This window comes from Massilia sp., assembly GCF_031995545.1.
Lineage (GTDB): Bacteria > Pseudomonadota > Gammaproteobacteria > Burkholderiales > Burkholderiaceae_D > Telluria.
Genome location: NZ_DAMAGA010000011.1, coordinates 65,727 through 87,577, shown reverse-complemented (window position 1 = coordinate 87,577; position 21,851 = coordinate 65,727). Strand labels below are relative to the sequence as shown.

Below are 21,851 nucleotides of genomic sequence, written 5' to 3'. Positions count from 1 at the left end.
GTTGTCTAATCGTCGTGTTGCGGAATGTCGAGCCACATCACGTAATTCCCGTCATTCGGCGATTCACTGATCCTGCCACCCCGGATCTTGGCAGAGCATTCGAAATGCGTGAATTCGGCAAGGTCACCTTCAATAATGGCGCGACGAAAATCCAGAGCGACGCGCGGCGCCAGGTTTCCGACGATTTCTTCCTGGACCAATACCCGCACAGCGTTCGATTTTGCCTCGACACGTAACTGCACCTGGACGTCCAAGGCCGCGCCTTTGGCGGTCCTCGGACCGCAAACATCATGAAACACGTCCTGGTAGCGGCCGGTGCCGAGCACTTCGATCCTGAACTGTCGCGGCCCCGTTATCACGGGTATGACCGATGGCGCACCCGTCGCCACCGCCTTGCTCTGCGCCGGCTTGTGCGCGACCTTTGATGGTGTCTCCCGGCTGTCGACGTGGAGCGACCGGAAATATACTTCCAGCGCGAGCAGGGTGTCATTCAACGCGCGGTGCGCAGTTCCCATTTCCAGCTCGAGATGCCGCGCCACTGTGACTAATTTGTGGTTTGGAAGCTCGGGCCAGGCAGCCCTTGCCCGCGCAAGAGCGCAATGCCCTGCGTTCCGAATCGGACGTCGTCCGTGTCGTTCGACCGTGGCGTTCAAGAAGCGCGCATCGAAATTGATATTGAAGGCGACTACGTCGTGGTCTCCGATGAATTCGATGAACTCATCCAACACCTCGCTCATGGGCCGCCCTTGGTGACGGAGCATGGTATCGGTGATTCCGGTCAGTTTCGTGATGAATGGCGGTAGTGGACGATCGATCGCAATGAGCTGCGCCATATGAGGATGCGACTCGGCACCAGGAATGTATTTCACCGCCGCGATCTCGATAATCGACTCTTTTTTCGGGCACAGCCCAGTAGTCTCAAAATCGAAAAAAACAATCGGCGCGCCGGAGGTTGGGTAATGTAAGTCGAGCATCGCTTCCGTGATCAGGTCCGGCCCGCTCCAATATGGTCGCACAGTCTGCCGTCGCTCGCGCGAGTATAGCTGCGCCATAAACGACAGAAACTAGCCAATACTCACTGGAGTCGCCACCCGCTTCAAACTTATGAACATCGGGGGCGATCCTTGTTCACTGCAACGCACGTTCAAAGCTCCCCTGTTCCCTCCTCCCTGCGCCCTGCCCTCGTCGACTCAAGATACATCCGCTGGCAAGCGGTCCAGCAGCTTGTCCAGCGTAATCGGATACTCGCGCACCCGGATCCCGGTCGCGTTGTATACCGCGTTGGCGATCGCCGCCGGCACCCCGCTGATGCCCAGTTCGCCGACGCCCTTGGCCTTCAGCGGTCCGGCCGTCGGATCGACTTCATCCAGGAAAATCACGTCCTGATGCGGGATATCCGCATGCACCGGCACTTCATAACCTGCCAGGTCGTGATTGACGAAAAATCCCAGGCGCTTGTCCACCGCCAGCTCTTCCATCAGCGCGGCGCCGGCACCCATGGTCATGCCGCCGATGATCTGGCTGCGCGCGGCCAGCGGATTGATGATGCGTCCGGCGGCGCACACGGCCAGCATGCGCCGGATGCGGATCTCGCCGGTGGCGGCATCGACCCCCACCTCGACGTAGTGGGCGGCAAAGGTCTGCTGCGCATAGCGCTTGTCGAGGTCGCCGTACTCCATCGTGTCTTCGCCGCTTAGTTCGCCATTGGCGGCCGCATCGCGCAGCGGCCGGCTGGCGCCGTCGGCGCGCACCCGTCCACCCACGAACTCCACGTTGGCGCCATTGAAGCCGAGTTGCTGCGCGATCTTTTCGCGCAGCTTGACGCAGGCCGCGTAGACGCCGGCCGTGGACGAGGCCGCGCCGAACTGGCCGCCCGATCCGGCGCCATCCGGGTGGTCCGAGTCGCCCAGGCGCACGGTCACCCGGTCGATCCCGACGCCCAGCATTTCGGCCGCGGTCTGGGCCAGGATGGTGTAGCTGCCGGTGCCGATGTCGGTCATGTCGGTCTCGACCGTGACGTCCCCACTGCGGCCCAGCCGCACGCGCGCCGCCGACTTGACGGTCGGCGCGCCGCGGATACCGGCCGCCATGCCGATGCCGACCAGCCAGCGCCCGTCGCGCCGGCTCGCCGGTTTGGCGCTGCGCGCGTTCCAGCCGAAACGCTCGGCGCCCAGGCGCAGGCATTCGATCAGGCGCCGGGTCGAGAACGGCACCTCGGGCGACTCCGGGTCGACTTGCGTGTCGTTCAGGATGCGAAACTCGACCGGATCGAGGCCGAGCTTTTCCGCCATCTCGTCCATCGCGATCTCGAGCGCCATCATGCCCGGCGTCTCGCCCGGCGCGCGCATGGCGTTCGCTTCCGGCAGATCCAGGTGCGCGACGCTGAGTTTGGTCATGCGGTTGGCGCCGGCATACAAGAGGCGCGTCGGCGCGGTCGCCGTTTCCGGACCGTCGCCCAGATTGCCCGACCAGCTGTCATGGCCGATCGCCGTGATCCTGCCGTCGCGCCCGGCGCCGATGCGGATGCGCTGGATGGTGGCGGCGCGGTGCGTGGTGTTGTTGGCCATCAGCGCGCGCTGCAGCGTCACCTTGACCGGGCGCCCCACCTGTTTCGCGGCCAGCGCGGCCATGACGGCATCGCTCATGATCGAGCCCTTGCCGCCGAAGCCGCCGCCGATGTACGGCGCCACCACCCGGATGTTTTCCGGCGCGATGCCGAGCGTCTTGGCCATGTCGCGCACGCCCCAGGTCACCAGCTGGATCGCGGTCCATAGCGTCAGCCGTTCGCCGTCCCAGGACGCAATGGTCGCGTGCGGCTCCATCATGGCGTGTGACTGGTCTGGCGTGGTGTAGGTCGCGTCCAGCTTCACCGGCGCCGCGGCGAAGGCGGCCGCGAAGTCGCCGGTACTTGACGCCAGTTCCGGATTCGGTTTGGCCGGCCGCTTGGCCGCACCGCGCGCACGTGCGGCCGCCAGATCGAAGCTGCCCTTGCCGCGCGCGTAGCGCACCTTGACCAGCTGGGCCGCGGCGCGCGCCTGCTCGAAGGTCTCGGCGACCACGATCGCCACAGCCTGGTGGTAGTGGTCGACCTCGGGGCCGGCCAGCGGTCGGGCGACATAAAAGGCGCCCTTGTCGATCTTGCCAGCATTCTCGGCCGTGACGATACCGAGCACGCCAGGCGCGGCGCGCGCCTTGCTCAGGTCGATCGAAGCGATGCGGCCCTTGGCGATACCGGCGCCGACGATGTAGCCGTAGGCGGCGTTCGGTACTTCCTGGTGATGCTCATAGGCATAGGACGCGCGGCCGGTGGTCTTCAGTGGGCCGTCGATGCGCTCGGTTGGCTTGCCGACCACCTTCAGGCGGTCGATCGGATTCTGTCTGGCCGGTGTGTCGAACTTCATGCGGACACTCCTTCGCCAACAGCAGGAGCATGGCCACGCTGCTGCGGCAGAGACGTGCGGTCCGGGGAGTTGACCTCTGAGTCAAGCTTGAGGGGCAAAGCTGCGCGCGTGCGTTTCATCCGTATTCCTCGTAACGACTTAGTTACTGGACAATATAGACGGCGAACGTGCCGGCGAGTAGCCCCGCACGCTCATGAGACTTATGAAGACCGCTCATCATTGCATACGGGTCGCGGTGCATTCCTGTACACCGGCTTGATGGCCAAGCGGGACATCTCCTGACACTGGAACGAAAAAAACCGCTGCCCAAAAGGACAGCGGTTTTTTTGATCTCCCTGGATCACCGTGGAGCTTATTCTGGCGGAGACGGTGGGATTCGCCTGCATCCTGCAGGCCGCGGTTGCGCGAGTACGCGCAACCCTTCGAATCCCACACGAAGCGCGCGCAGGCGCACTTCTCGTCTGCGCTGTCCCGGAATGAGAAAAGCCACCTTGCGGTGGCTTCTCTCATGATACTTGGCGGAGACGGTGGGATTCGAACCCACGATACGGGTATAAGCCGTATGCATCCTTAGCAGGGATGTGCCTTCGGCCACTCGGCCACGTCTCCAATCAGTGCTGCCAAACTTGCTTGTCAGTCAGCGCTGAGTGCACGCATCTTAAGGGCTGGTGCTCCTGGCGTCAAGGACGCACGCCCAAAAATTTTGAAAATTGTTAACCTTGCTCCAGGTTAAACGCTTTATGCAGGGCGCGCACCGCGAGCTCCATGTACTTCTCGTCGATCAGCACCGAGATCTTGATTTCCGAAGTCGAGATCATCTGGATGTTGATGCCCTCTTCCGACAGCGTGCGGAACATCTGCGATGCCACGCCGACGTGGCTGCGCATGCCCACGCCCACCGCCGACACCTTCGACACCTTGGCGTCGCCCAGCACCTTGGTGGCGCCCAGCTGTTCCTTGTTGCTCTCCAGGACGGTCATGGCGCGCACGTAGTCGCCGCGCGGCACGGTGAAGGTGAAATCGGTCTTGCCGTCCACCGACTGGTTCTGGATGATCATATCGACTTCGATGTTGGCGTCGGCGATCGGGCCCAGGATGTGGAAGGCGACGCCCGGCTTGTCCGGCACGCCCAGGACGGTGATCTTTGCTTCGTCGCGATTGAACGCGATGCCGGAGATGACGGCTTGTTCCATATTGCTTTCTTCCTCAAACGAGATCAGGGTGCCGGACTTGGCTTCTTCGGCCAGCGGCATCAAAGGGTCGGTCAGCGACGACAGCACGCGCGTCGGCACCTGGTAGTTGCCTGCGAACTCGACCGACCGCGTCTGCAGTACTTTCGAGCCCAGCGAGGCCAGTTCGAGCATTTCCTCGAAGGTGATCTTGGACAGGCGGCGCGCCTCGTCCACCACGCGCGGATCGGTCGTGTAGACGCCGTCGACATCGGTGTAGATCAGGCATTCGTCGGCCTTCAGCGCGGCCGCGATCGCCACCGCCGAGGTGTCCGAGCCGCCGCGGCCCAGGGTCGAGATATTGCCATCGTCGTCCATGCCCTGGAAGCCGGTGATGATCACGATCTTGCCGTTGGCCAGGTCGCCCCGCACGCGGGTGTCGTCGATCGACTGGATGCGCGCCTTGGTGAACGACGAGTCGGTGCGGATGCCCGCCTGCCAGCCGGTGTAGGACACCGCATCCTTGCCGATCGCCAGCAGCGCCATCGCCAGCAGGCCGACCGATACCTGCTCGCCGGTGGAGGCGATCATGTCCAGTTCACGCGGGTCAGGCTGGGCCATGATTTCCTTGGCCAGACCAATCAGGCGGTTGGTCTCGCCCGACATCGCGGACGGGACGACAACGATTTGGTGACCTGCGTCATGCCACTTGGCCACGCGGGCAGCGACATTCTTGATGCGTTCCGTCGATCCCATCGACGTTCCGCCATATTTGTGGACAATTAAAGCCATATCGGGAAGGGTTCCTACTGGTGAGAAGGATGACAAATGTGTTCTAGGGGACCCTTACTCTAGCATGTTGCAATGCGCCATCACAAGCAGCGATGGTCGGAAAAGCTATATGAAAAGAAAATAAAGTAATACCCGAAAGGTATGACGCGGCCGCGCGAATCAGGCCGCGTTCGCCACCCAGCGCAGCGCGACCAGCTCGGCGCCCGGCGCGCCGAAATGACGGCAGTCCATGCCGATTCCGGCCGCGAACAGCAGGTCCAGCGCGGCGGTGACGACCGGCAGCCGTTCACGCTCCCATGCCGGCACGCCCAGTGCCTGGTAATGCGCCTTCAGGCCGCGCGTGGGCCGGTTGGCCGCCGGCTTGAGCCGCTCGCCGCCTTTGCGGAAGTCGATGGTCAAGCGCTGGCCGCGCAGCCAGGCGGCATCGAAGCCCTGCCCGGCCGCCTCGAAATGCAGCGCGCCGCCGTAATCAGGGAATGCCAGCATCGGCTCGCCCTGCCAGCGGAAATCCTGGCCGAATTTTTCCAGTACGCCGGCGTCGTCCGGATCGCGCATGCCGGCCAGCTCGGCCAGCGGTGGCGTCAGATACAGCTTGCCGCGATGGCGGCGGATGACGCAGCCCGGGTGCGTGACTTTCAGCTGCGCGTCTTCGCGCGCCGTGAACAGCTGCACAACCATCTCGCCGAGCCAGGCGGTGGACGGCATCGCCAGGCCGCGCACCACGAACAGGTGGCGCAGGGTATTGTCGATGCGGTCATGGCTCAGCTGCGACAGGCGACCCAGGTCCACCGCGTCGCCATCGAGACAGGCGGCCAGGTCCTGCGCCGCCAGTTCGTCCAGCATGCGCTGGGCCGCCGCGACGTGGGCGGCGCCGCGCGCGATGCGCGCCTGGAAGCCGGGAAAATTGTTGGCCAGCGCAGGCATCACCTGGTGGCGCAGCACGTTGCGGGTATAGCGCGGGTCCTGGTTCGATTCGTCCTCGACCCAGGTTATCGCCTGCGCTTGCGCGTACGCTTCCAGCGCCGCACGCGGCTGGGTCAGTAGCGGACGCGCCATGACGAGCGCAGCGTCGCCCAGCAGGTCGGGCGCGCGATTCGACGCATCCATGCCGGACAGGCCGGCCGGGCCGGAGCCGCGCAGCAATTGCAGCAGCACGGTCTCGGCCTGGTCGTCGAGGTGATGGGCGGTCAACAGCAGGCTTGCATCGTGCGCGCGGCACATCTCGCCCAGCGCCGCATAGCGCAGCTTGCGCGCGGCAGCCTCGACACCGGAACCGTCGTTCGGCACGGTGACGCGGCGGTGGTCGCAGGCGATGCCGAGTTCGCTCGATGCATGCTCGACGTGGGCCAGCCAGTCATCCGCATGCGGGCTCAGTCCATGGTGCACGTGCAGGGCAAGCAGCGCGATGCCCTCTTCCTTGCACCAGACGTGCGCCAGCCGCAGCAGGACCATCGAATCGAGGCCGCCGCTGCAGGCGATGGCCATGCGGGAAGGAGAATATTGCGCGCGCAAGCCGCTCAGGGCTTGCGCGAATGCTGAAGAAAGTGCTGCCGGCAGGTCGCCGGCCTTGGAACGGCTCACTCTTCGCGCGGCAGGGTTTCCTTGAACTTACCGTAGGTCATCAGCTTCTGATGACGCGCTTCCAGCAAGTCCTTCGGTCTAATGCCCTGGAACTGGCGCAGGGTGTCGGCCAGCGCGCGCTTGAGCAGCTGCGCCATCTGGGCCGGATCGCGGTGGGCGCCGCCCAGCGGTTCGTTGACGATCTTGTCGACCAGGCCCATCGCCTTCAGGCGGTGCGCGGTCAGGCCCAGGGCGTCGGCGGCGTCGGCCGCACGTTCCGAGGTCTTCCACAGGATCGAGGCGCAGCCTTCCGGCGAGATCACCGAATAGGTCGCGTATTGCAGGATCAGCACCGCGTCGCCGACGGCGATCGCCAGCGCGCCGCCCGAACCGCCTTCGCCGATGATCGTGGCGATCAGCGGCACTTTCAGTTCGGCCATGACGTACAGATTATGGCCGATCGCTTCCGACTGGCCGCGCTCTTCGGCGTCGATGCCCGGGAACGCGCCCGGGGTGTCGACAAAAGTGAAGATCGGCAGGCCGAATTTTTCGGCCAGCTTCATCAGGCGCATCGCCTTGCGGTAGCCCTCGGGCTTCGGCATGCCGAAGTTGCGCATCGCGCGCTCTTTGGTATCGCGGCCCTTCTGGTGGCCGATCACCATGCATGGCTGGCCGTTGAAACGGGCCAGGCCGCCGATGATCGACTGGTCGTCGGCGAAGGTGCGGTCGCCGTGCAATTCATGGAAATCGGTGAAGATCGCGTTCACGTAGTCCATCGTGTACGGACGCTGCGGGTGGCGCGCGATCTGGGACACTTGCCACGGAGTCAGCTTGGCGTAGATGTCCTTGGTCAGTTGCTGGCTCTTCTTGGCCAGGCGGTCGATCTCTTCGGAGATGTCGACGGCGGAATCGTCCTGCACGAACCGCAGCTCTTCAATCTTGGATTCCAGCTCGGCGACCGGCTGCTCAAAATTGAGGAAAGTTGTTTTAGTCATTGTACCTCCGGGGTAATGTCGTGGCCGCACATGTCTTACTCAGTTTATTGTGAGAGTGCTCATGCGCGGCGGATCAGGGCGCTATTCTACCGTAGCCAGGGGGTCGGTGGCTGCCTCAAAAATGCTCAGCCGGGGGCCGATACCGGGTCCAGGCTGCGCCACAAGTACCATGTCGCCACCGTGCGCCAGGGCTCCCAGTTGGCCGAGACTTCGCGCGCATCGCTGCGCGAGACCGGTTCGCCCGAGAAATAATTCTGGCTGATGCCCTGGATCAGGCCGGGGTCGTCCAGTGGCAGGACGTTCGGCCGCAGCAGATTAAATATCAAAAACATCTCGGCTGTCCAGCGGCTGATGCCGCGGATTTGCACCAGCTCGGCGATGACGGCTTCGTCATCCATTTCCGACCACAGGTCGGCATGCACGCGCTTGGCCTTGAAATGGTCCGCCAGGTCGAGGATGTATTCGGTCTTGCGCTTGGACAGGCCGCAGCCCGAGAGCTGCGCCGCGCCGGCTTTCACCACGCAGCCGGGCGACAGCTTGGGGCATACCGCCAGCAGCTTGCCCCAGGCCAGGTCCGCCGCTTTCGGCGTGACCTGCTGGCCGACGATCGAACGCGCCAGCGTGGTGAACGGGTCGGGCTGGCCGCGCAGGTGCAGGTCGCCGAACTGCGGAATCAGCTTGTTCATGATGCGGTCGCGCTGCATCAGCTCGAGCTTGGCTTCGGCCCAGTAGGCCGGCACGGCCAGTGCCTCGGCGACTGCTCCGCCCGCGGCGTTCATGCCGCCGGACTTGTCCTTGTTCGCTGCCATCATGCGCGGCGCCAGGTCGTTCCGTCCGGCTTGTCTTCCAGGATGATCCCGGCGGCGGTGAGTTCTTTGCGGATGGCGTCGGCTTGCGCGAAATCGCGCGCGCCCTTGGCGGCGGCGCGGCGCGCGATGGCGTCCAGGATCTCGGCTTCACCCAGCGCGCCTTCCTGCGCCACGCCGGCCTGCAGGAATTGCTGCGGCGAGCGCTCGAGCAGGCCGAGCACGCCGGCCAGCGCCTTCAACTGGCGCGCGCTCGCGACCGACTTGGTGCGGTTGACTTCGCTGGCCAGGTCGAACAGCGCGGCCACCGCCAGCGGCGTATTGAAATCGTCGTCCATCGCTTCGCGCAGGCGCGCGGCGTGGGCTTCGTCCCAGTCGACGCTCACCGCCTCAGCACCCAGTTCGATGCCATTCAGTGCCGTGTACAGGCGCGTCAGCGCACCCTTGGCGTCGTCGATGTGCGCATCCGAATAATTCAGCGGGCTGCGGTAGTGGGCGCGCAGGATGAAGAAACGCACCACTTCGGCGTCGTACTTTTTCAGCACTTCGCGGATGGTGAAGAAGTTGCCCAGCGACTTGGACATCTTTTCGTTATCGACGCGCACGAAACCGTTGTGGATCCAGTAGTTGACCATCGGCGCGCCGAACGCGCCTTCGGATTGGGCGATCTCGTTCTCGTGGTGCGGAAACTGCAGGTCGGCGCCGCCGCCGTGGATATCGAAGTGCTCGCCCAGCGTCGCGCACGACATCGCCGAGCACTCGATGTGCCAGCCCGGACGGCCCTGGCCCCATTGCGAATCCCACTTGGCCTCAAGCGGTTCGGATTCCTTGGCCGCTTTCCACAGCACGAAGTCGAGCGGATCGCGCTTGCCGGTATTGACGTCGACGCGCTCGCCGGCGCGCAGGTCGTCGAGCGACTTGCCGGACAGCTTGCCATAGCCCTCGAAGCCGCGCACGGCGTAGTTGACGTCGCCGTCCTCGCTCTTGTAGGCCAGGCCCTTCTGCTCGAGCTTGTCGATGATGGCCAACATCTGCGGCACGTATTCGGTGGCGCGCGGCACCACGGTCGGCGCCAGGATGCCGAGCGCGGCCGTGTCTTCGTCCATGTATTTCTCGAAGCGCGAGGTCAGCGAGCCGATGGTCTCGCCGTTTTCCACCGCGCGGCGGATGATCTTGTCGTCGATGTCGGTGATGTTGCGGACGTACTCGACTTCATAGCCCGAGGTCATCAGCCAGCGGTACACGACGTCGAAAGCCATCATCATTCGCGCATGGCCGATATGGCAGTAATCGTAGATGGTCATGCCGCATACGTACATGCCGACCTTGCCGGCGACCTTCGGGACGAATACTTGCTTGTCACGCGCGAGCGTGTTGTAAATCTTTAGTTGGCTCTTCAGTTCGTTCATTGATTACCGCTTTGAATTCCGAGTTGATCCTTCGGGAGGAAGGGCGAACCGCAATAGCCATCCGGGCACTGCCATCGATGGCTCGATGAAGCGCCGGACGACCCGATCGGCTCGGGGTTCGCCGCGGTCCTCGTTGTTGTTCTTATTTGATAGAATGGGGCGCGTTTCCGCTAGCGCCGGTCTACGCAGTATAGCATTGATAAAAACCCGGCTGGCCGCCTACGGTCCAGCTTTATTTTTGTGGACAACCCTTGACAGCGCTCCACCGGAGGATAGCCTTCATGCCATCGTTACAGCCAGTTCGCCGTTCCCTGCTCGCCCGTCTCGCCGTCGCCGGCAGCGTCATGATGCTCTCCGGCGCCGCCTTCGCCTTCCAGGATGCACCGGCCGCACCGGCCAAGCCGATGCCCCAGGTCTCGATCAAGACCACGATGGGCGAGATCGTCGTCGAGCTCGACCAGGAAGCGGCGCCCAAGAACGTGGCCAACTTCCTGGCCTACGTGAAATCCGGCTTTTATAAAGGCACCATCTTCCACCGCGTGATCGACGGCTTCATGATCCAGGCCGGCGGTATGAACGAAAAGTTCGAAGGCCGCAAGACCCGTCCGGCGGTCAAGAACGAATCCAACAACGGCCTGTCGAACCTGCCGTACACGGTGGCGATGGCGCGCGAGGACAACCCGGACAGCGCGACTTCGCAGTTCTTCATCAACGTGGCCGACAATTCGGGCATCGACTACCCGCACGTGGGCGGCTCGGGCTACACCGTGTTCGGACGCGTCGTGAAGGGCCAGGAAGTGGTGGACAAGATCAAGGGCGTGGTGGTGGACGACGTGCGCAATATGCAGAACGTGCCGGTGGTGCCGATCACGATTAAATCGACCACCCTCCTCAAAGGCGACAAGCTTGTAAAATAGCGACCTTGCAACTCGCGTCCGTTTCAACGGGCGCGGGCCGATCCGAACAACAATCAAGGAACAGGACAACCCATGACGAACGTACTCATCACCACCAACCAGGGCAACATCACCGTCGAACTGGACGATGCCAAGGCGCCGAAGACCGTCGCCAACTTCCTGGAATACGTCAACAAGGGCCACTTCAGCAACACCATCTTCCACCGCGTGATCAAGGACTTCATGATCCAGGGCGGCGGTTTCGAGCCGGGCATGAAGCAAAAGCCAACCGACGCGACCGTCGAGAACGAAGCCAAGAACGGCCTGAAGAACGACAAGTACACCATCGCCATGGCCCGCACTTCGGCGCCGCACTCGGCATCGGCCCAGTTCTTCATCAACACCAAGAACAACGCCTTCCTCGACTATCCGGGCCAGGACGGCTGGGGCTACGCCGTGTTCGGCAAAGTCACCGCCGGCCAGGACGTGGTCGATGCACTGAACGGCGTCAAGACCAGCCGCAGCGGCATGCACTCGGACGTGCCGGTCGAAGACGTGATCATCGAAAAGATCGAAGTCATCTGATGGACGGCGCGCACCAGCACCAGTCAATCCGATGACGCTGACTGCGCGCCCGTTCGCGCTGTTCATATCCGACCTGCACCTGCAGGCTTCGCACCCGCAGACGCAGGAAGCCTTTCTGCGCTTTTTGCGGGAACACGCGGCGCACGCCGAGCGGCTTTACCTGCTCGGCGACATCTTCGAATACTGGGCCGGCGATGACGATATCGCCGACCCGTTCAATGCCGGCATCGTCGCCGCGCTGCGCGCGCTGAGCGACGCCGGCACGCTTGTGTACTGGCTGGCCGGTAACCGCGATTTCCTGGTCGGCCCGGCGTTTGCCGAGGCCGCCGGTCTGAGCCTGCTGCAAGAACCCCACCTGATCGACACCGGCCCACGCCGCATCGCGCTGGTGCACGGCGACGCCGAATGCACCCAGGACACCAAGTACATGGCCTTCCGCGCCCAGGTGCGCGATCCGGCCTGGCAGGCGCAGTTCCTCGGCATGCCGCTGGCGCAGCGCAAGGCGATCATCGCCGGCCTGCGCGAAGGCAGCCGCGAGGCGCAATCTGGCCAGGACTACCAGATCATGGACGTCACGCCCGAAGCCGTGGACGGGGTATTCGCTGCGCTCGACGCGTCGGTGATCATCCATGGCCATACCCACCGCCCTGCCGTGCACGCGCATGGCGACCGGCTGCGCTATGTGCTCCCCGACTGGGAGCTCGACGCCGAGCCGCAACGCGGCGGCTGGATCGCGCTCCAGCGCGACGGCAGCATCGCGCGCTACGACCTCGACGGCACCATCTTGTAGGGTTGGCGGCTCCGCCGCCGACGCGTTCAGGCGGCTTTCGATATACCGCGCGGACTGCTTACGTGATTTGAACGCGTCGGCGGCACAGCCACCAACCCTACCCGCATAATCTCGCGTATGCATGTTTACATCCGCGCGCATGGTGTTATAGTCCACTACAACACCACATCAACACACCACCATAAGGAGGCAGGCATGCACGCCACGCCGCACCGCACCCGCACGGAGGCCGCTCATGGATGTCGGCTGGAACGATAACACCCCGATCTACCGCCAGCTCAAGGAGCGGGTGGTAGGCATGATGCTCGACGGCGCCCTCAGGCCCGGCGACGCCCTGCCCTCGGTACGCCAGATCGCGGCCGAGTATCAACTCAATCCGATCACCGTATCGAAGGCTTACCAGGAACTGGTCGACGAGAACTTAGTGGAAAAGCGAAGGGGAATTGGCATGTATGTCACCGAGGGAGCAAACGAAAAACTGCTGGCCAGCGAGCGCGAGCGCTTCGTGCGCGAAGAGTGGCCGGCGATGGTCGAGCGCATCCGCCGTCTGGGCCTGGACGTCGAGCAGCTGCTGCGCAAATCGGAACGGGGGCCGGCATGAGCGCCGTCCTCTCGGCACGCGGCCTGACCAAGCGCTACGGCAAGCAGGTGGCGGTCGACGGCATCGACTTCGAGATCCCGGCCGGCCGCATCGTCGGCCTGATCGGCCCCAACGGTTCGGGCAAGACCACCACCCTGAAGGCGGCGCTGGGCCTGATCCCATTTGAAGGCGAGCTGTCGGTGCTGGGTTACGATCCGCGCACCCAGCGCGATGCGCTGATGCAGGAAGTCTGCTTCATCGCCGACGTCGCCATCCTGCCGCGCTGGCTGCGGGTGAAGGATGCGATCGACTTCGTGGCCGGCGTGCATCCGCGCTTCAACCGTGCCAAGGCCGAGCGCTACATCGCCAACACCAAGCTGCAGCCGGAAATGAAGGTCAAGCAAATGTCCAAGGGCATGATCGTGCAGCTGCACCTGGCGCTGGTGATGGCGATCGACGCCAGGCTGCTGGTGCTGGACGAGCCGACCCTGGGCCTGGACATTATCTACCGCAAGGGTTTCTACCAGAACCTGCTGGAGGACTATTTTGACGAAGAGAAGACCATCGTCATTACCACGCACCAGGTCGAGGAAGTCGAGCACATCCTGACCGACCTGCTGTTCATCCGCGACGGCAAGATCGCGCTGTCAGCCTCGATGGAAGAGATCGGCGAACGCTATGTCGAAGTGATGGTGAGCGGCGACAAGATCGCGGCGGCCAATGCGCTGCAGCCGATCGACCAGCGCACCGTGTTCGGCAAGTCGGTGATGCTGTTCGACGCCAAGCGTGTCGGCGGCGTCTCGCGCGAGCAGCTGGCCGCCCTGGGCGAAGTCCGCAATCCGAGCGTGGCCGACCTGTTCGTCGCCACCATGAAAGGAACCTACGCATGAGCACCTCAGTCGGCAAACCAATGAATACCATGAAATGGCTGATCCGGCGCGAACTGTGGGAACACAAGGGCGCCTTCATCTGGGCGCCGCTGCTGGTGGCGGCGATCCTGGTGCTGCTGATCGGTGGCGGCGGCCTGTACGCCGCAGCGTCGACCGGTTCGTTCCACTTCCAGGTCGGCGAACACGATGTCATCGCGGTCAACGGCATTCCGCCCAACTTGCGCGCGCAACTGGCGGGCGTCGCCGCATCGAGCTACCTGGCGCTGTCGGCACCGCTGTTCCTGGTGCTGCCGGTAGTGGCGTTCTTCTACTGCCTGGCGGCGCTGCACGACGACCGGCGCGACCGCAGCATCCTGTTCTGGAAGTCGCTGCCGCTGTCGGATGTCGATACCGTGTTGTCGAAGGTCATCGTCGCGCTGCTGGTGGCGCCCCTGGTGGTGATCGGCATCGGCATCGCCGCCTCGCTGCTGCTGCTGGCGATCGGGCTGGTCGCGGCCGCCGCCAACAACATCAACCTGTTCAATCCGGTGCTGGCCGACTACCGGCTTTACCTGTCGCCGCTGTACCTGCTCGCCTTCCTGCCGCTGTACATCATCTGGGCGCTGCCGAGCGTCGGCTGGCTGCTGCTGGTGTCGAGCTGGGCGCGCTCCAAGGTGTTCCTGTGGGCGGTCGGCCTGCCGCTGGCGGCGCTGGCGATCCTGTCCTGGTTCGATTTCCTGGTCGGGCGCTTTTCGGGCATGTCGCTACATGCCAAGTGGATCGGCGAAGAGGTGCTGGCGCGTTTCCTGGGCGGCCTGATGCCGGGCATCTGGTTCGGCGAACTCGATACCGCGACCATGCGCCAGATGGAAGGCGGGCTGGACACCGTCATGCTGCTGCGCCTGTCCTACTCGACGCTGTCCTCGCCCGCGGTCTGGATCGCCGCCGTGGCCGGCTGCGCGATGATCTACGGTGCGATCCGCCTGCGCCGCTGGCGCGACGAGGGCTGATTGCCATGGGCCGCCTTCACCTGATAGCGGTTGGCGCCCTGCTCAGCTGCTGTCTGCCCGCCCTGGCTGCCCTGGCCGCGGACAGCAAGCCGGACAGCCCGGAAGAGATCAAGGTCAACGCCCTGCGCGACCCGGAAGTGCGCAAGTACGCGGCGATCGTCGCCGGCCTGGATGCCTTCGACCAGCACCATGGCATGGCGCCGAAGACCGAGACGCTGCGCTTCAAGGTGAGCCGCGGGGCGGCGCCGCCCAGGCGACGTTGCCGACGGCGCGCCTCGACGGCAACGATGGGTTCAGCCTGGCCTTGCCGGTCGACGCTGCGGGCTTCTTCACGGTGCCGCGCAGCCAGGCCGCGCTCGACACCAAAAGCGAACTGGTCCTGAACCAGAAACGCCGCAACTACCGGGTAACGCCGGTGGTGCGCTCACCTGGCCTGCCGGACAATGTCCAGCACCTGGGCGACCCGCGCCTGGAGTGCCGGGTGCAGGTCGCGATCATCAAGGAAGAGATTCCGCTGTGGGTGGTACTGGCGGCGAACACGCTGTTACGCACCCGCGACTGGTGCGGCTACCACGAGCGCGGCCAGGCCGGGTTCACCTTCAAGCACGGCAAGACGCTGGCGGCCGCCGTGCTGGTCGACGGCAACCGCAGCGCCGAGCTCGAAACCGAGGGCAAGGGCTTCCGCGTGCCGCTCGGGGACACCAGCTGGAGCGACGATGCCTTGATCGAGCTCGAGCCGGAAGCCCCGCCCGCGGTTACTGGAACTGCTGGCGAAACGCCTCGAACTGCACCTTGAGTTCTTCCAGCTCGCCGCGCAGGGATGCGACTTCCTGCTCCAGCTGCTGGACGCGTGCGCCCTGGGTCAGGCCGCCGCCGCCAGCGCTGGAGGCGCTTTGTTCGCTGCCGCCGACGATGGTGATCTCGCCGCCCAGCAGCTGGCCGTAGCGCGATTCCTTGGCTCCCGGCGCGCGGTCCAGCTTGGCGACCAGCGGCGGGTATTTGTCGATCAGGAATTGCAGCGCGTTCTCGACGTCCTGCACGGTCTTGAATTCGTGCAGGCGGCCGGTGCGGGTGCGGATCTCGCCGGCGGTCTGCAGGCCGCGCAGCATCAGGATGGTGAGCACGGCCAGCTTGTCCTGTTCCAGCGTCCACTTGATGCGCATCCGGTGCTCGTACTTCACCACACGGGCACCGGCCTGCGAGATGGCGTTCACGAGTTTGCGTTCCGTCAGGCGCTGCAGGGTGTCGAGCACGGTGTCTTCGCCCAGCTGCATCACCGGATCGCGGCTCGACAACTGGTTGCAGCCGTTCACGATCGCGTTCAGCGACATCGGATAATTGTCGGGCGTCAGCGCTTCCTTTTCGGCCAGCACAGCCAGTACGCGCAGCTCGACCGGGTCCAGTACGGCTGCGGTGTCGCTGGCGTCGCCAGTCGTTTCATTCGTCATGCGTTGTTCTACTCCACTAAGCGGTTCAATTGTTCCGAGTCGAGTTTATCACCCTCCTGCATGCTCGGACAGCACAGGCCGGCGGCCTTGACCACCGCGGTGAGGCGCTCGATCTGCTCGTCCTGGCGCGCGGCGTGGTCGATCAGGCCGCGCAGGGCTTTCGACAGCGGGTCGTCGCCATTCGGCGTGACGCCATAGGCGGCGAACAGGCGCGCGCTGCGCGACTGCTCTTCCTTGCGCACCATGTGGGCCGGATTGCCGATCGCGGTGGCGCCGGCCGGCACCGGTTTGACGACCACGGCATTGGAACCGATCTTGGCGTATTCGCCGACCGTGAACGCGCCCAGCACCTGGGCGCCGGCGCCGACGATCACGCCACGCTCGAGCGTCGGATGGCGTTTGGTGCCGGCCACCAGCGTGGTGCCGCCGAGCGTGACACCCTGGTAGATGGTGCAGTCGTCGCCGATGACGGCGGTTTCGCCGATGACCACGCCGAAGCCGTGGTCGATGAAGACGCGGCGGCCGATGGTGGCGCCGGGGTGGATTTCGATGCCGGTGAAGGCGCGCGCGAGCATCGAGATGAAGCGGCCGAGCCACTTCAGGTTGATGTGCCAGCAGGCGTGCGCCCAGCGGTGCATGATGACCGCGTGCAGTCCGGGGTAGCAGGTCAGCACTTCCCAGCCGTTGCGGGCGGCGGGGTCGCGCTCGATGATGCTGCGGATGTCGTCGCGGAGTCGGGAGAAAAACATGGTGGTACTCGGAGTGGAACGGCGTTCATGGTAGCCGATCCGGGGCGGGATTGCTTGAGAAGCTAATAATGCCGGGGAGGTGCGCAACGCGAGTTGGCTGCGGGCGGGCCGTGCGGCCCTGGTTTGCATGCGGGCTGCAGCGTACGCCGCAGCCCGCCCTACGTCAGGCTAAATCAGCCTTCGCGCGCGATGCGCTGGCGGCGTGCTTCGTACAGGCAGACGCCCGACGCCACCGACACGTTCAGGCTCTCGACCGAGCCGAACATCGGAATGTTGACCAGCACGTCGCAGGTCTCGCGCGTCAGGCGGCGCATGCCCTCGCCTTCCGAGCCCATCACCAGCGCTGCCGGGCCGGTGAAGTCGGCTTCGTACAGGCCTTTGTCGGCGTCGTCCGAGGTGCCGATCAGGAGAATGTCGCGTTCCTTCAGTTCGCGCATGGTGCGCGCCAGGTTGGTGACGGTGATGTAAGGCACGGTCTCGGCCGCGCCGCTGGCGACCTTGGCCGCGGTGGCGTTCAGGCCCACCGCGCGGTCCTTCGGCACGATCACCGCATGCGCGCCGACGCCGTCGGCCACGCGCAGGCAGGCGCCCAGGTTGTGCGGATCGGTGATGCCGTCCAGGATCAGCAGCAGCGGCGGACCCTCGATCGCATCGAGCAGCTCATCCAGGTTGCGCGCCAGCGCCAGCTGGCTGGCGAAGGCGATCACGCCCTGGTGGCGGCGGGTGCCGGTGATCTTGTCCAGACGCGCGGCGTCGACCGGCATCACGCGCACGCCGGCGGCCTTGGCGTTGGCGATCAGGTCCTTCATGCGACCGTCATTGCGTTCGGCGTCGACGAAGATTTCTTCCACCGACTGGGCTTCGTGGCGCAGCCGCGAGGTGACTGCGTGGAAGCCGAAAATCATTTTATTCTTCATGCTGTACTTCTTCTCTTCGTTTTTCAGGTACTGCGCTTCTTACTGGTTTTGGACGCGGTTTTGGCCGCGATGGGTGCGTCTTCTTTGGCGACGTCTTTCTTGGCCGCTGCCTTGCGTGGCGCGGCTGCCTTCTTGGCGGCTGGCTTCTTGGCGGCTGCCTTGGCCGGATTGTCTACAGCGAACACGACTGGTTCAGGTACGACGGGCTTGGCGGCTGCCTTCGCAGGCGCCTTTTTGGCAGCGGTCTTGGCTGGCGCTTTGACCGGGGCCTTGGCGGCAACCTTGGCTGCTGCTTTCGCCGGAGCTTTAGCGGGAGCCTTCGCAGGTGCCTCTGCAGGCGCCTCAACCGGCGCGGGTGCTGCCGGCTTGGCAGCGCGCTTGGCGGCTGGCTTGACTGCTTTCGCTGCCGGCTTGACTGCTGGCTCTGCGGCCGGCGCGGCTGCGGCTTTGGCTGCGCGCTTGGCGGCCGGCTTTGCCGCCGCCTTGACGGCGACCGGCTCAGCTACTGGCGCTGCGACCGGTGCTGCAACCGGCGCCTCTACCACGCTGGCGATCGGCGTTTTGGCAGCACGCGGCTTGCGCGCCGGCTTGGCCGGCGCCTCGCTCGCCACTGCTTCGACAACCAGCGGCGCTGGAGCTGGAGCTGGAGCAGGCTTCGGCGCTACTGGTGCAGGCGCCGGTGCAACTGCCGGTGCTGCTGGAGCCTGCACCTGCGCCGCATTCGCACGCTCTTCAGCCCGTGCCTTGGCACGCGCCTTGCGCGACTTCGGCTTGGCAGTCTGCGTCGGCTCCAGGGTATCCTGCACCGCCTGGCGCGCGCGCTCGATCGGCGATGGCACGGCGGCCAGCGTCGTTGGCGCCGCAACCGGCACTGCCGACGGTGCGCCGAAGCGCGTTCCATTGTCCTGGCCGCCCTTGTTGCGCTTGCCGCGACGGTTGCGTTTCGAGTCGCGCTTTTCCGAACGCGATTCTTCGCGTTGTTCGAAACGCGGCTCGTCGCGCTTCTGACCGTTCTTCTGGCCGTTGTTGCGCGATCCGTTACGACCGCCGCCAACGCGCTCTTCGCCCGCAACCGCACTGTCGCTGGACGCCAGCACCAGATCGATCTTGCGCGCCTCCAGGTCGACCTTGGCGACCTTGACGGTAACGCGGTCGGTCAGGCCGTAGCGCTGGCCGGTACGCTCACCGCGCAGCTCGTGGCGCGCTTCATCGTACTGGAAGTAATCCTGGCCCAGTTCGGTGATGTGCACCAGGCCTTCGACGAACAATTCGTCCAGCTGGACGAAGATGCCGAAGGTGGTCACGCCGGCCACGGTGCCGGTGAATTCTTCACCCAGCTTGTCCTGCATGAAGAAGCACTTGAGCCAGTTCTCGACATCGCGCGACGCTTCGTCGGCACGGCGTTCGTTGGCCGAGCAGTGCACGCCGAGCGCGTCCCAGATGGTCAGGTCCTTCTCGCTCTTCTGCGGCTTGCCCTCAAGGCGGTCTTTCGCGGCCTGCTTGCGCGCCGAGTTCGATTGCGTCGTGTTCAGCTTGCCCAGCTCGATGCCCTTCGGCTCGTAGCGCTTGCCCAGCAGGATCGCCTTGATCGCACGGTGGGTCAGCAGGTCCGGATAGCGGCGGATCGGGCTGGTGAAGTGGGCATACGCCTCGTACGCCAGGCCGAAGTGGCCGACGTTGTCCGGGCTGTACACCGCCTGCTGCATCGAGCGCAGCAGCATGGTCTGCAGCAGGGTCGCGTCCGGACGCTCGCGGATTTCCTTCATCACGGCGGCGTAGTCGCGCGCGGTCGGCTTGGTGCCGCCGCCCAGGTTCAGGCCGACGAGCTTGAGGAAGGTACGCAGCTGGTTCAGCTTTTCTTCGGTTGGCGTGGCGTGCACGCGGAAGGTGCCCGGGTGCTTGTGGCGCAGCAGGAAGTCGGCGGCGCACACGTTGGCGGCCAGCATGCACTCTTCGATCAGGCGGTGCGCGTCGTTGCGGGTGCGTGGGATGATCTTTTCGATCTTGCCCAGCGGGTTGCAAACGATATAGGTTTCAGTGGTTTCGAAGTCGATCGCACCGCGCTCCTGGCGCGCTTTCAGCAGCGCGCGGAAGGCGTCGTTCAGGTTCAGCAGGTGCGGCACGATGCCGGGACGATTCTGTGCTTCTTCGCCGTCGGTATCGCCCAGGATCTCGGCCACCTGGTTATAGGTCAGGCGCGCGGCCGAGTGCATCACGGCCGGATAGAACTGGTAAGCGCTGACTTCGCCATCCGCGGTGACGACCATGTCGCACACCAGGGTGCAGCGGTCGACCGCCGGGTTCAGCGAGCACAGGCCGTTGGACAGCTTCTCAGGCAGCATCGGGATTACGCGGCGCGGGAAGTACACCGAGGTGCTGCGCTCGATCGCGTCGGCGTCGAGCGCGTCGTTTGGCTTGACGTAGTGGCTGACGTCGGCGATCGCGACCAGCAGGCGGTAGCCCTGGACGCCATCGATCGTGACCGGTTCGCAGTACACGGCATCGTCGAAGTCGCGGGCGTCTTCGCCGTCGATCGTTACCAGCGGCACGTCGCGCAGGTCCACGCGATCGGCCAGGTCGGCATCGATGACTTCGTTCGGCAGGCGCGCGGCTTGTTTCAGGGCCGGCGGCGAGAACACGTGCGGCACGCCGAACTTGCGCACCGCGATCTCGATTTCCATGCCCGGATCGTCCAGTTCGCCGAGCACTTCGGCGATGCGGCCGGTCGGCTGCTGGAAACGGCCCGGCTGCTCGATCAGCTCGACGCTGACCACCTGCCCCGCGCGCGCCTTGCCCGGCGAACCGATCACCAGCACGTCCTGGTTGATGCGCTGGTCTTCCGGCGACACGATCCAGACCCCGCCTTCATTGAGCAGGCGGCCGATGATGTGGGTATTGGCGCGCTCGACCACTTCGACGATCGAGCCTTCCAGGCGGCCGCGGCGGTCGGTGCCGGTGACGCGCGCCATCACGCGGTCGCCATTGAGCACTTTCTGCATCTCGCGGTCGGACAGGAACAGGTCCGGGCTGGCGTCGTCCGGGATCACGAAACCAAAACCGTCGCGATGCGCGCTGACGCGGCCGGCGATGAAGCCGGAATGGTCGGCCAGCTGGTAGGTGCCGCTGCGGTCCGAACGGATCTGGCCGTCACGCTCCATGGCGTTGAGACGGCGTCCGAGTACTTCCTGCGCGGCAGGCTTGACCTTCAGGGCACGGGCCAGGGCGGCCGCATCGAGCGGCTCGGTGGCATCGCGGAACACGGCGAGGATTTCCTCGCGGCTTGGAATGGTATGAGTAGGTTGCTTCAAATCGATTCTTTTTTCTTTTGGCCGGCACGAGGGCCAGGGCTGATTAATGGCGGTAGGCAAGCTCGCCATAATAAGGGGAGCGCCTGGGCCAGGCTTGATTGACACCTTGACAGGCGTAGTGTAACGGAGGTCTCTCCGATTCGCCTAACGTGGCGTGCTCGCGGTTGTGTCGCTGAGCTTCGACCCACGCCTGTCACGAACTTCACGTTGGGTCTTTGACTATTGAAAATGATCCGCTATAATCTCGGTCTCTTCAGCAACGGTGGCAACATCGAAGCGAGGAGAACAGCAGTAGCAGGAAGAGCGTTCGACGCGGTGACCGACAAAATGTTGATCTAGCGGAAAATGACAAAGCCTGATATTGTAGCAGAGTTGATGTTGCAGTGCCCACGTGGCGGAATTGGTAGACGCGCATGGTTCAGGTCCATGTGCCGCGAGGTGTGGGGGTTCGAGTCCCTCCGTGGGCACCAAATGCTACCTGTAATAAAGCAGTACCGTTGTGAATGCAGTTTCAGTGCCCACGTGGCGGAATTGGTAGACGCGCATGGTTCAGGTCCATGTGCCGCG

Annotated in this window: 18 protein-coding genes, 2 tRNA genes and 1 pseudogene; 8 read left to right on the top strand and 13 right to left on the bottom strand. The window is 64.5% G+C overall.

Annotated features, from left to right (window positions below; all coding sequences use genetic code 11):
* Nucleotides 1–5: 5 nt before the first annotated feature.
* The 8 genes from RTQ83_RS10635 to cysS form a co-directional block, all read right to left on the bottom strand.
* Nucleotides 6–974: a 3'-5' exonuclease gene (locus RTQ83_RS10635; RefSeq protein ID WP_312514165.1), complete on the bottom strand. Its 969-nt coding sequence runs from the start codon at nt 972–974 to the stop codon at nt 6–8.
* Between the two features lie 216 nt (nt 975–1,190).
* Entirely contained in the window at nt 1,191–3,401 is a 2,211-nt protein-coding gene (gene paoC, locus RTQ83_RS10630) for an aldehyde oxidoreductase molybdenum-binding subunit PaoC (RefSeq protein WP_312514163.1), read from the bottom strand.
* Between the two features lie 516 nt (nt 3,402–3,917).
* Nucleotides 3,918–4,010: transfer RNA gene (locus RTQ83_RS10625), tRNA-Ser, on the bottom strand.
* Between the two features lie 104 nt (nt 4,011–4,114).
* Nucleotides 4,115–5,362, bottom strand: a complete 1,248-nt coding sequence (locus tag RTQ83_RS10620; protein ID WP_312514161.1) for an aspartate kinase — start codon at nt 5,360–5,362, stop codon at nt 4,115–4,117.
* A gap of 159 nt (nt 5,363–5,521) precedes the next feature.
* Complete coding sequence (gene tilS / locus RTQ83_RS10615) at nt 5,522–6,943, bottom strand: tRNA lysidine(34) synthetase TilS (protein WP_312514159.1); 1,422 nt, start codon at nt 6,941–6,943, stop codon at nt 5,522–5,524.
* The gene (locus tag RTQ83_RS10610; RefSeq protein WP_312514157.1) at nt 6,940–7,917 is read right to left on the bottom strand and encodes an acetyl-CoA carboxylase carboxyltransferase subunit alpha; all 978 of its coding nucleotides are present in this window, start codon (nt 7,915–7,917) and stop codon (nt 6,940–6,942) included. Before RTQ83_RS10610 ends, tilS begins: the two co-directional genes overlap by 4 nt.
* A gap of 125 nt (nt 7,918–8,042) precedes the next feature.
* Nucleotides 8,043–8,696, bottom strand: a complete 654-nt coding sequence (locus RTQ83_RS10605; protein WP_312514266.1) for a DNA-3-methyladenine glycosylase 2 family protein — start codon at nt 8,694–8,696, stop codon at nt 8,043–8,045.
* A 29-nt stretch (nt 8,697–8,725) separates the two neighbouring features.
* Nucleotides 8,726–10,132 (bottom strand): cysteine--tRNA ligase, encoded by a 1,407-nt coding sequence (cysS, locus tag RTQ83_RS10600; RefSeq protein WP_312514155.1) that lies wholly within the window; start codon nt 10,130–10,132, stop codon nt 8,726–8,728.
* A 281-nt stretch (nt 10,133–10,413) separates the two neighbouring features.
* Between cysS and RTQ83_RS10595 the strand changes: the two genes are divergently transcribed.
* The 6 genes from RTQ83_RS10595 to RTQ83_RS10570 all read left to right on the top strand — a co-directional run bounded on the left by RTQ83_RS10595 (nt 10,414) and on the right by RTQ83_RS10570 (nt 14,862).
* Nucleotides 10,414–11,049, top strand: coding sequence for a peptidylprolyl isomerase (locus RTQ83_RS10595; protein WP_312514153.1), 636 nt, complete (start codon nt 10,414–10,416; stop codon nt 11,047–11,049).
* Nucleotides 11,050–11,121: 72 nt separating this feature from the next.
* Nucleotides 11,122–11,613 (top strand): peptidylprolyl isomerase, encoded by a 492-nt coding sequence (locus RTQ83_RS10590; RefSeq protein WP_290420293.1) that lies wholly within the window; start codon nt 11,122–11,124, stop codon nt 11,611–11,613.
* A 31-nt stretch (nt 11,614–11,644) separates the two neighbouring features.
* Nucleotides 11,645–12,403: a UDP-2,3-diacylglucosamine diphosphatase gene (locus RTQ83_RS10585; RefSeq protein ID WP_312514150.1), complete on the top strand. Its 759-nt coding sequence runs from the start codon at nt 11,645–11,647 to the stop codon at nt 12,401–12,403.
* 235 nt (nt 12,404–12,638) lie between these two features.
* A complete protein-coding gene (locus tag RTQ83_RS10580; RefSeq protein WP_312514148.1) occupies nt 12,639–13,004 on the top strand; it encodes a GntR family transcriptional regulator in 366 nt (121 codons plus the stop codon).
* Nucleotides 13,001–13,873: an ABC transporter ATP-binding protein gene (locus RTQ83_RS10575; RefSeq protein ID WP_312514146.1), complete on the top strand. Its 873-nt coding sequence runs from the start codon at nt 13,001–13,003 to the stop codon at nt 13,871–13,873. Before RTQ83_RS10580 ends, RTQ83_RS10575 begins: the two co-directional genes overlap by 4 nt.
* Nucleotides 13,870–14,862, top strand: coding sequence for a hypothetical protein (locus RTQ83_RS10570; RefSeq protein ID WP_312514144.1), 993 nt, complete (start codon nt 13,870–13,872; stop codon nt 14,860–14,862). The genes RTQ83_RS10575 and RTQ83_RS10570 overlap by 4 nt, the downstream gene beginning before the upstream one ends.
* Here the strand turns inward: RTQ83_RS10570 and RTQ83_RS10565 are convergent.
* Nucleotides 14,820–15,053: a hypothetical protein gene (locus RTQ83_RS10565; protein ID WP_312514142.1), complete on the bottom strand. Its 234-nt coding sequence runs from the start codon at nt 15,051–15,053 to the stop codon at nt 14,820–14,822. The genes RTQ83_RS10570 and RTQ83_RS10565 overlap by 43 nt on opposite strands.
* Nucleotides 15,054–15,121: 68 nt before the next feature.
* Between RTQ83_RS10565 and RTQ83_RS10560 the strand changes: the two genes are divergently transcribed.
* Nucleotides 15,122–15,658 carry a hypothetical protein gene (locus RTQ83_RS10560; RefSeq protein WP_312514140.1) on the top strand — a complete coding sequence of 179 codons (537 nt, stop codon included), beginning with the start codon at nt 15,122–15,124 and terminating at the stop codon, nt 15,656–15,658.
* On the opposite strand, the gene RTQ83_RS10555 is transcribed toward RTQ83_RS10560, so the two are convergent.
* The 4 genes and pseudogenes from RTQ83_RS10555 to rnr all read right to left on the bottom strand — a co-directional run.
* Complete coding sequence (locus tag RTQ83_RS10555; RefSeq protein WP_312514139.1) at nt 15,618–16,310, bottom strand: YceH family protein; 693 nt, start codon at nt 16,308–16,310, stop codon at nt 15,618–15,620. The genes RTQ83_RS10560 and RTQ83_RS10555 overlap by 41 nt on opposite strands.
* A gap of 8 nt (nt 16,311–16,318) precedes the next feature.
* A complete protein-coding gene (cysE, locus tag RTQ83_RS10550) occupies nt 16,319–17,059 on the bottom strand; it encodes a serine O-acetyltransferase (RefSeq protein ID WP_312514137.1) in 741 nt (246 codons plus the stop codon).
* A gap of 173 nt (nt 17,060–17,232) precedes the next feature.
* Nucleotides 17,233–17,976, bottom strand: a complete 744-nt coding sequence (rlmB, locus tag RTQ83_RS10545; protein ID WP_312514135.1) for a 23S rRNA (guanosine(2251)-2'-O)-methyltransferase RlmB — start codon at nt 17,974–17,976, stop codon at nt 17,233–17,235.
* Nucleotides 17,977–19,016: 1,040 nt separating this feature from the next.
* Nucleotides 19,017–21,353 (bottom strand): annotated as a pseudogene (gene rnr, locus RTQ83_RS10540) (ribonuclease R); the annotation flags it as partial.
* 316 nt (nt 21,354–21,669) lie between these two features.
* On the opposite strand from rnr, the gene RTQ83_RS10535 reads away from it, so the two are divergent.
* Nucleotides 21,670–21,754, top strand: a tRNA-Leu gene (locus tag RTQ83_RS10535).
* Nucleotides 21,755–21,851: the final 97 nt, after the last annotated feature.

What these genes read in the sequence shown, in the direction of transcription:
- RTQ83_RS10635 (WP_312514165.1), bottom strand. Translation starts at nt 974, where the DNA reads ATGCTCGACTTACATTACCCAACCTCCGGCGCGCCGATTGTTTTTTTC.
- paoC (WP_312514163.1), bottom strand. Translation starts at nt 3,401, where the DNA reads ATGAAGTTCGACACACCGGCCAGACAGAATCCGATCGACCGCCTGAAG.
- RTQ83_RS10620 (WP_312514161.1), bottom strand. Translation starts at nt 5,362, where the DNA reads ATGGCTTTAATTGTCCACAAATATGGCGGAACGTCGATGGGATCGACG.
- RTQ83_RS10610 (WP_312514157.1), bottom strand. Translation starts at nt 7,917, where the DNA reads ATGACTAAAACAACTTTCCTCAATTTTGAGCAGCCGGTCGCCGAGCTG.
- RTQ83_RS10605 (WP_312514266.1), bottom strand. Translation starts at nt 8,696, where the DNA reads ATGAACGCCGCGGGCGGAGCAGTCGCCGAGGCACTGGCCGTGCCGGCC.
- cysS (WP_312514155.1), bottom strand. Translation starts at nt 10,132, where the DNA reads ATGAACGAACTGAAGAGCCAACTAAAGATTTACAACACGCTCGCGCGT.
- RTQ83_RS10595 (WP_312514153.1), top strand. Translation starts at nt 10,414, where the DNA reads ATGCCATCGTTACAGCCAGTTCGCCGTTCCCTGCTCGCCCGTCTCGCC.
- RTQ83_RS10590 (WP_290420293.1), top strand. Translation starts at nt 11,122, where the DNA reads ATGACGAACGTACTCATCACCACCAACCAGGGCAACATCACCGTCGAA.
- RTQ83_RS10585 (WP_312514150.1), top strand. Translation starts at nt 11,645, where the DNA reads ATGACGCTGACTGCGCGCCCGTTCGCGCTGTTCATATCCGACCTGCAC.
- RTQ83_RS10580 (WP_312514148.1), top strand. Translation starts at nt 12,639, where the DNA reads ATGGATGTCGGCTGGAACGATAACACCCCGATCTACCGCCAGCTCAAG.
- RTQ83_RS10575 (WP_312514146.1), top strand. Translation starts at nt 13,001, where the DNA reads ATGAGCGCCGTCCTCTCGGCACGCGGCCTGACCAAGCGCTACGGCAAG.
- RTQ83_RS10570 (WP_312514144.1), top strand. Translation starts at nt 13,870, where the DNA reads ATGAGCACCTCAGTCGGCAAACCAATGAATACCATGAAATGGCTGATC.
- RTQ83_RS10565 (WP_312514142.1), bottom strand. Translation starts at nt 15,053, where the DNA reads ATGGTGCTGGTCGAAGGCATCCAGGCCGGCGACGATCGCCGCGTACTT.
- RTQ83_RS10555 (WP_312514139.1), bottom strand. Translation starts at nt 16,310, where the DNA reads ATGACGAATGAAACGACTGGCGACGCCAGCGACACCGCAGCCGTACTG.
- cysE (WP_312514137.1), bottom strand. Translation starts at nt 17,059, where the DNA reads ATGTTTTTCTCCCGACTCCGCGACGACATCCGCAGCATCATCGAGCGC.
- rlmB (WP_312514135.1), bottom strand. Translation starts at nt 17,976, where the DNA reads ATGAAGAATAAAATGATTTTCGGCTTCCACGCAGTCACCTCGCGGCTG.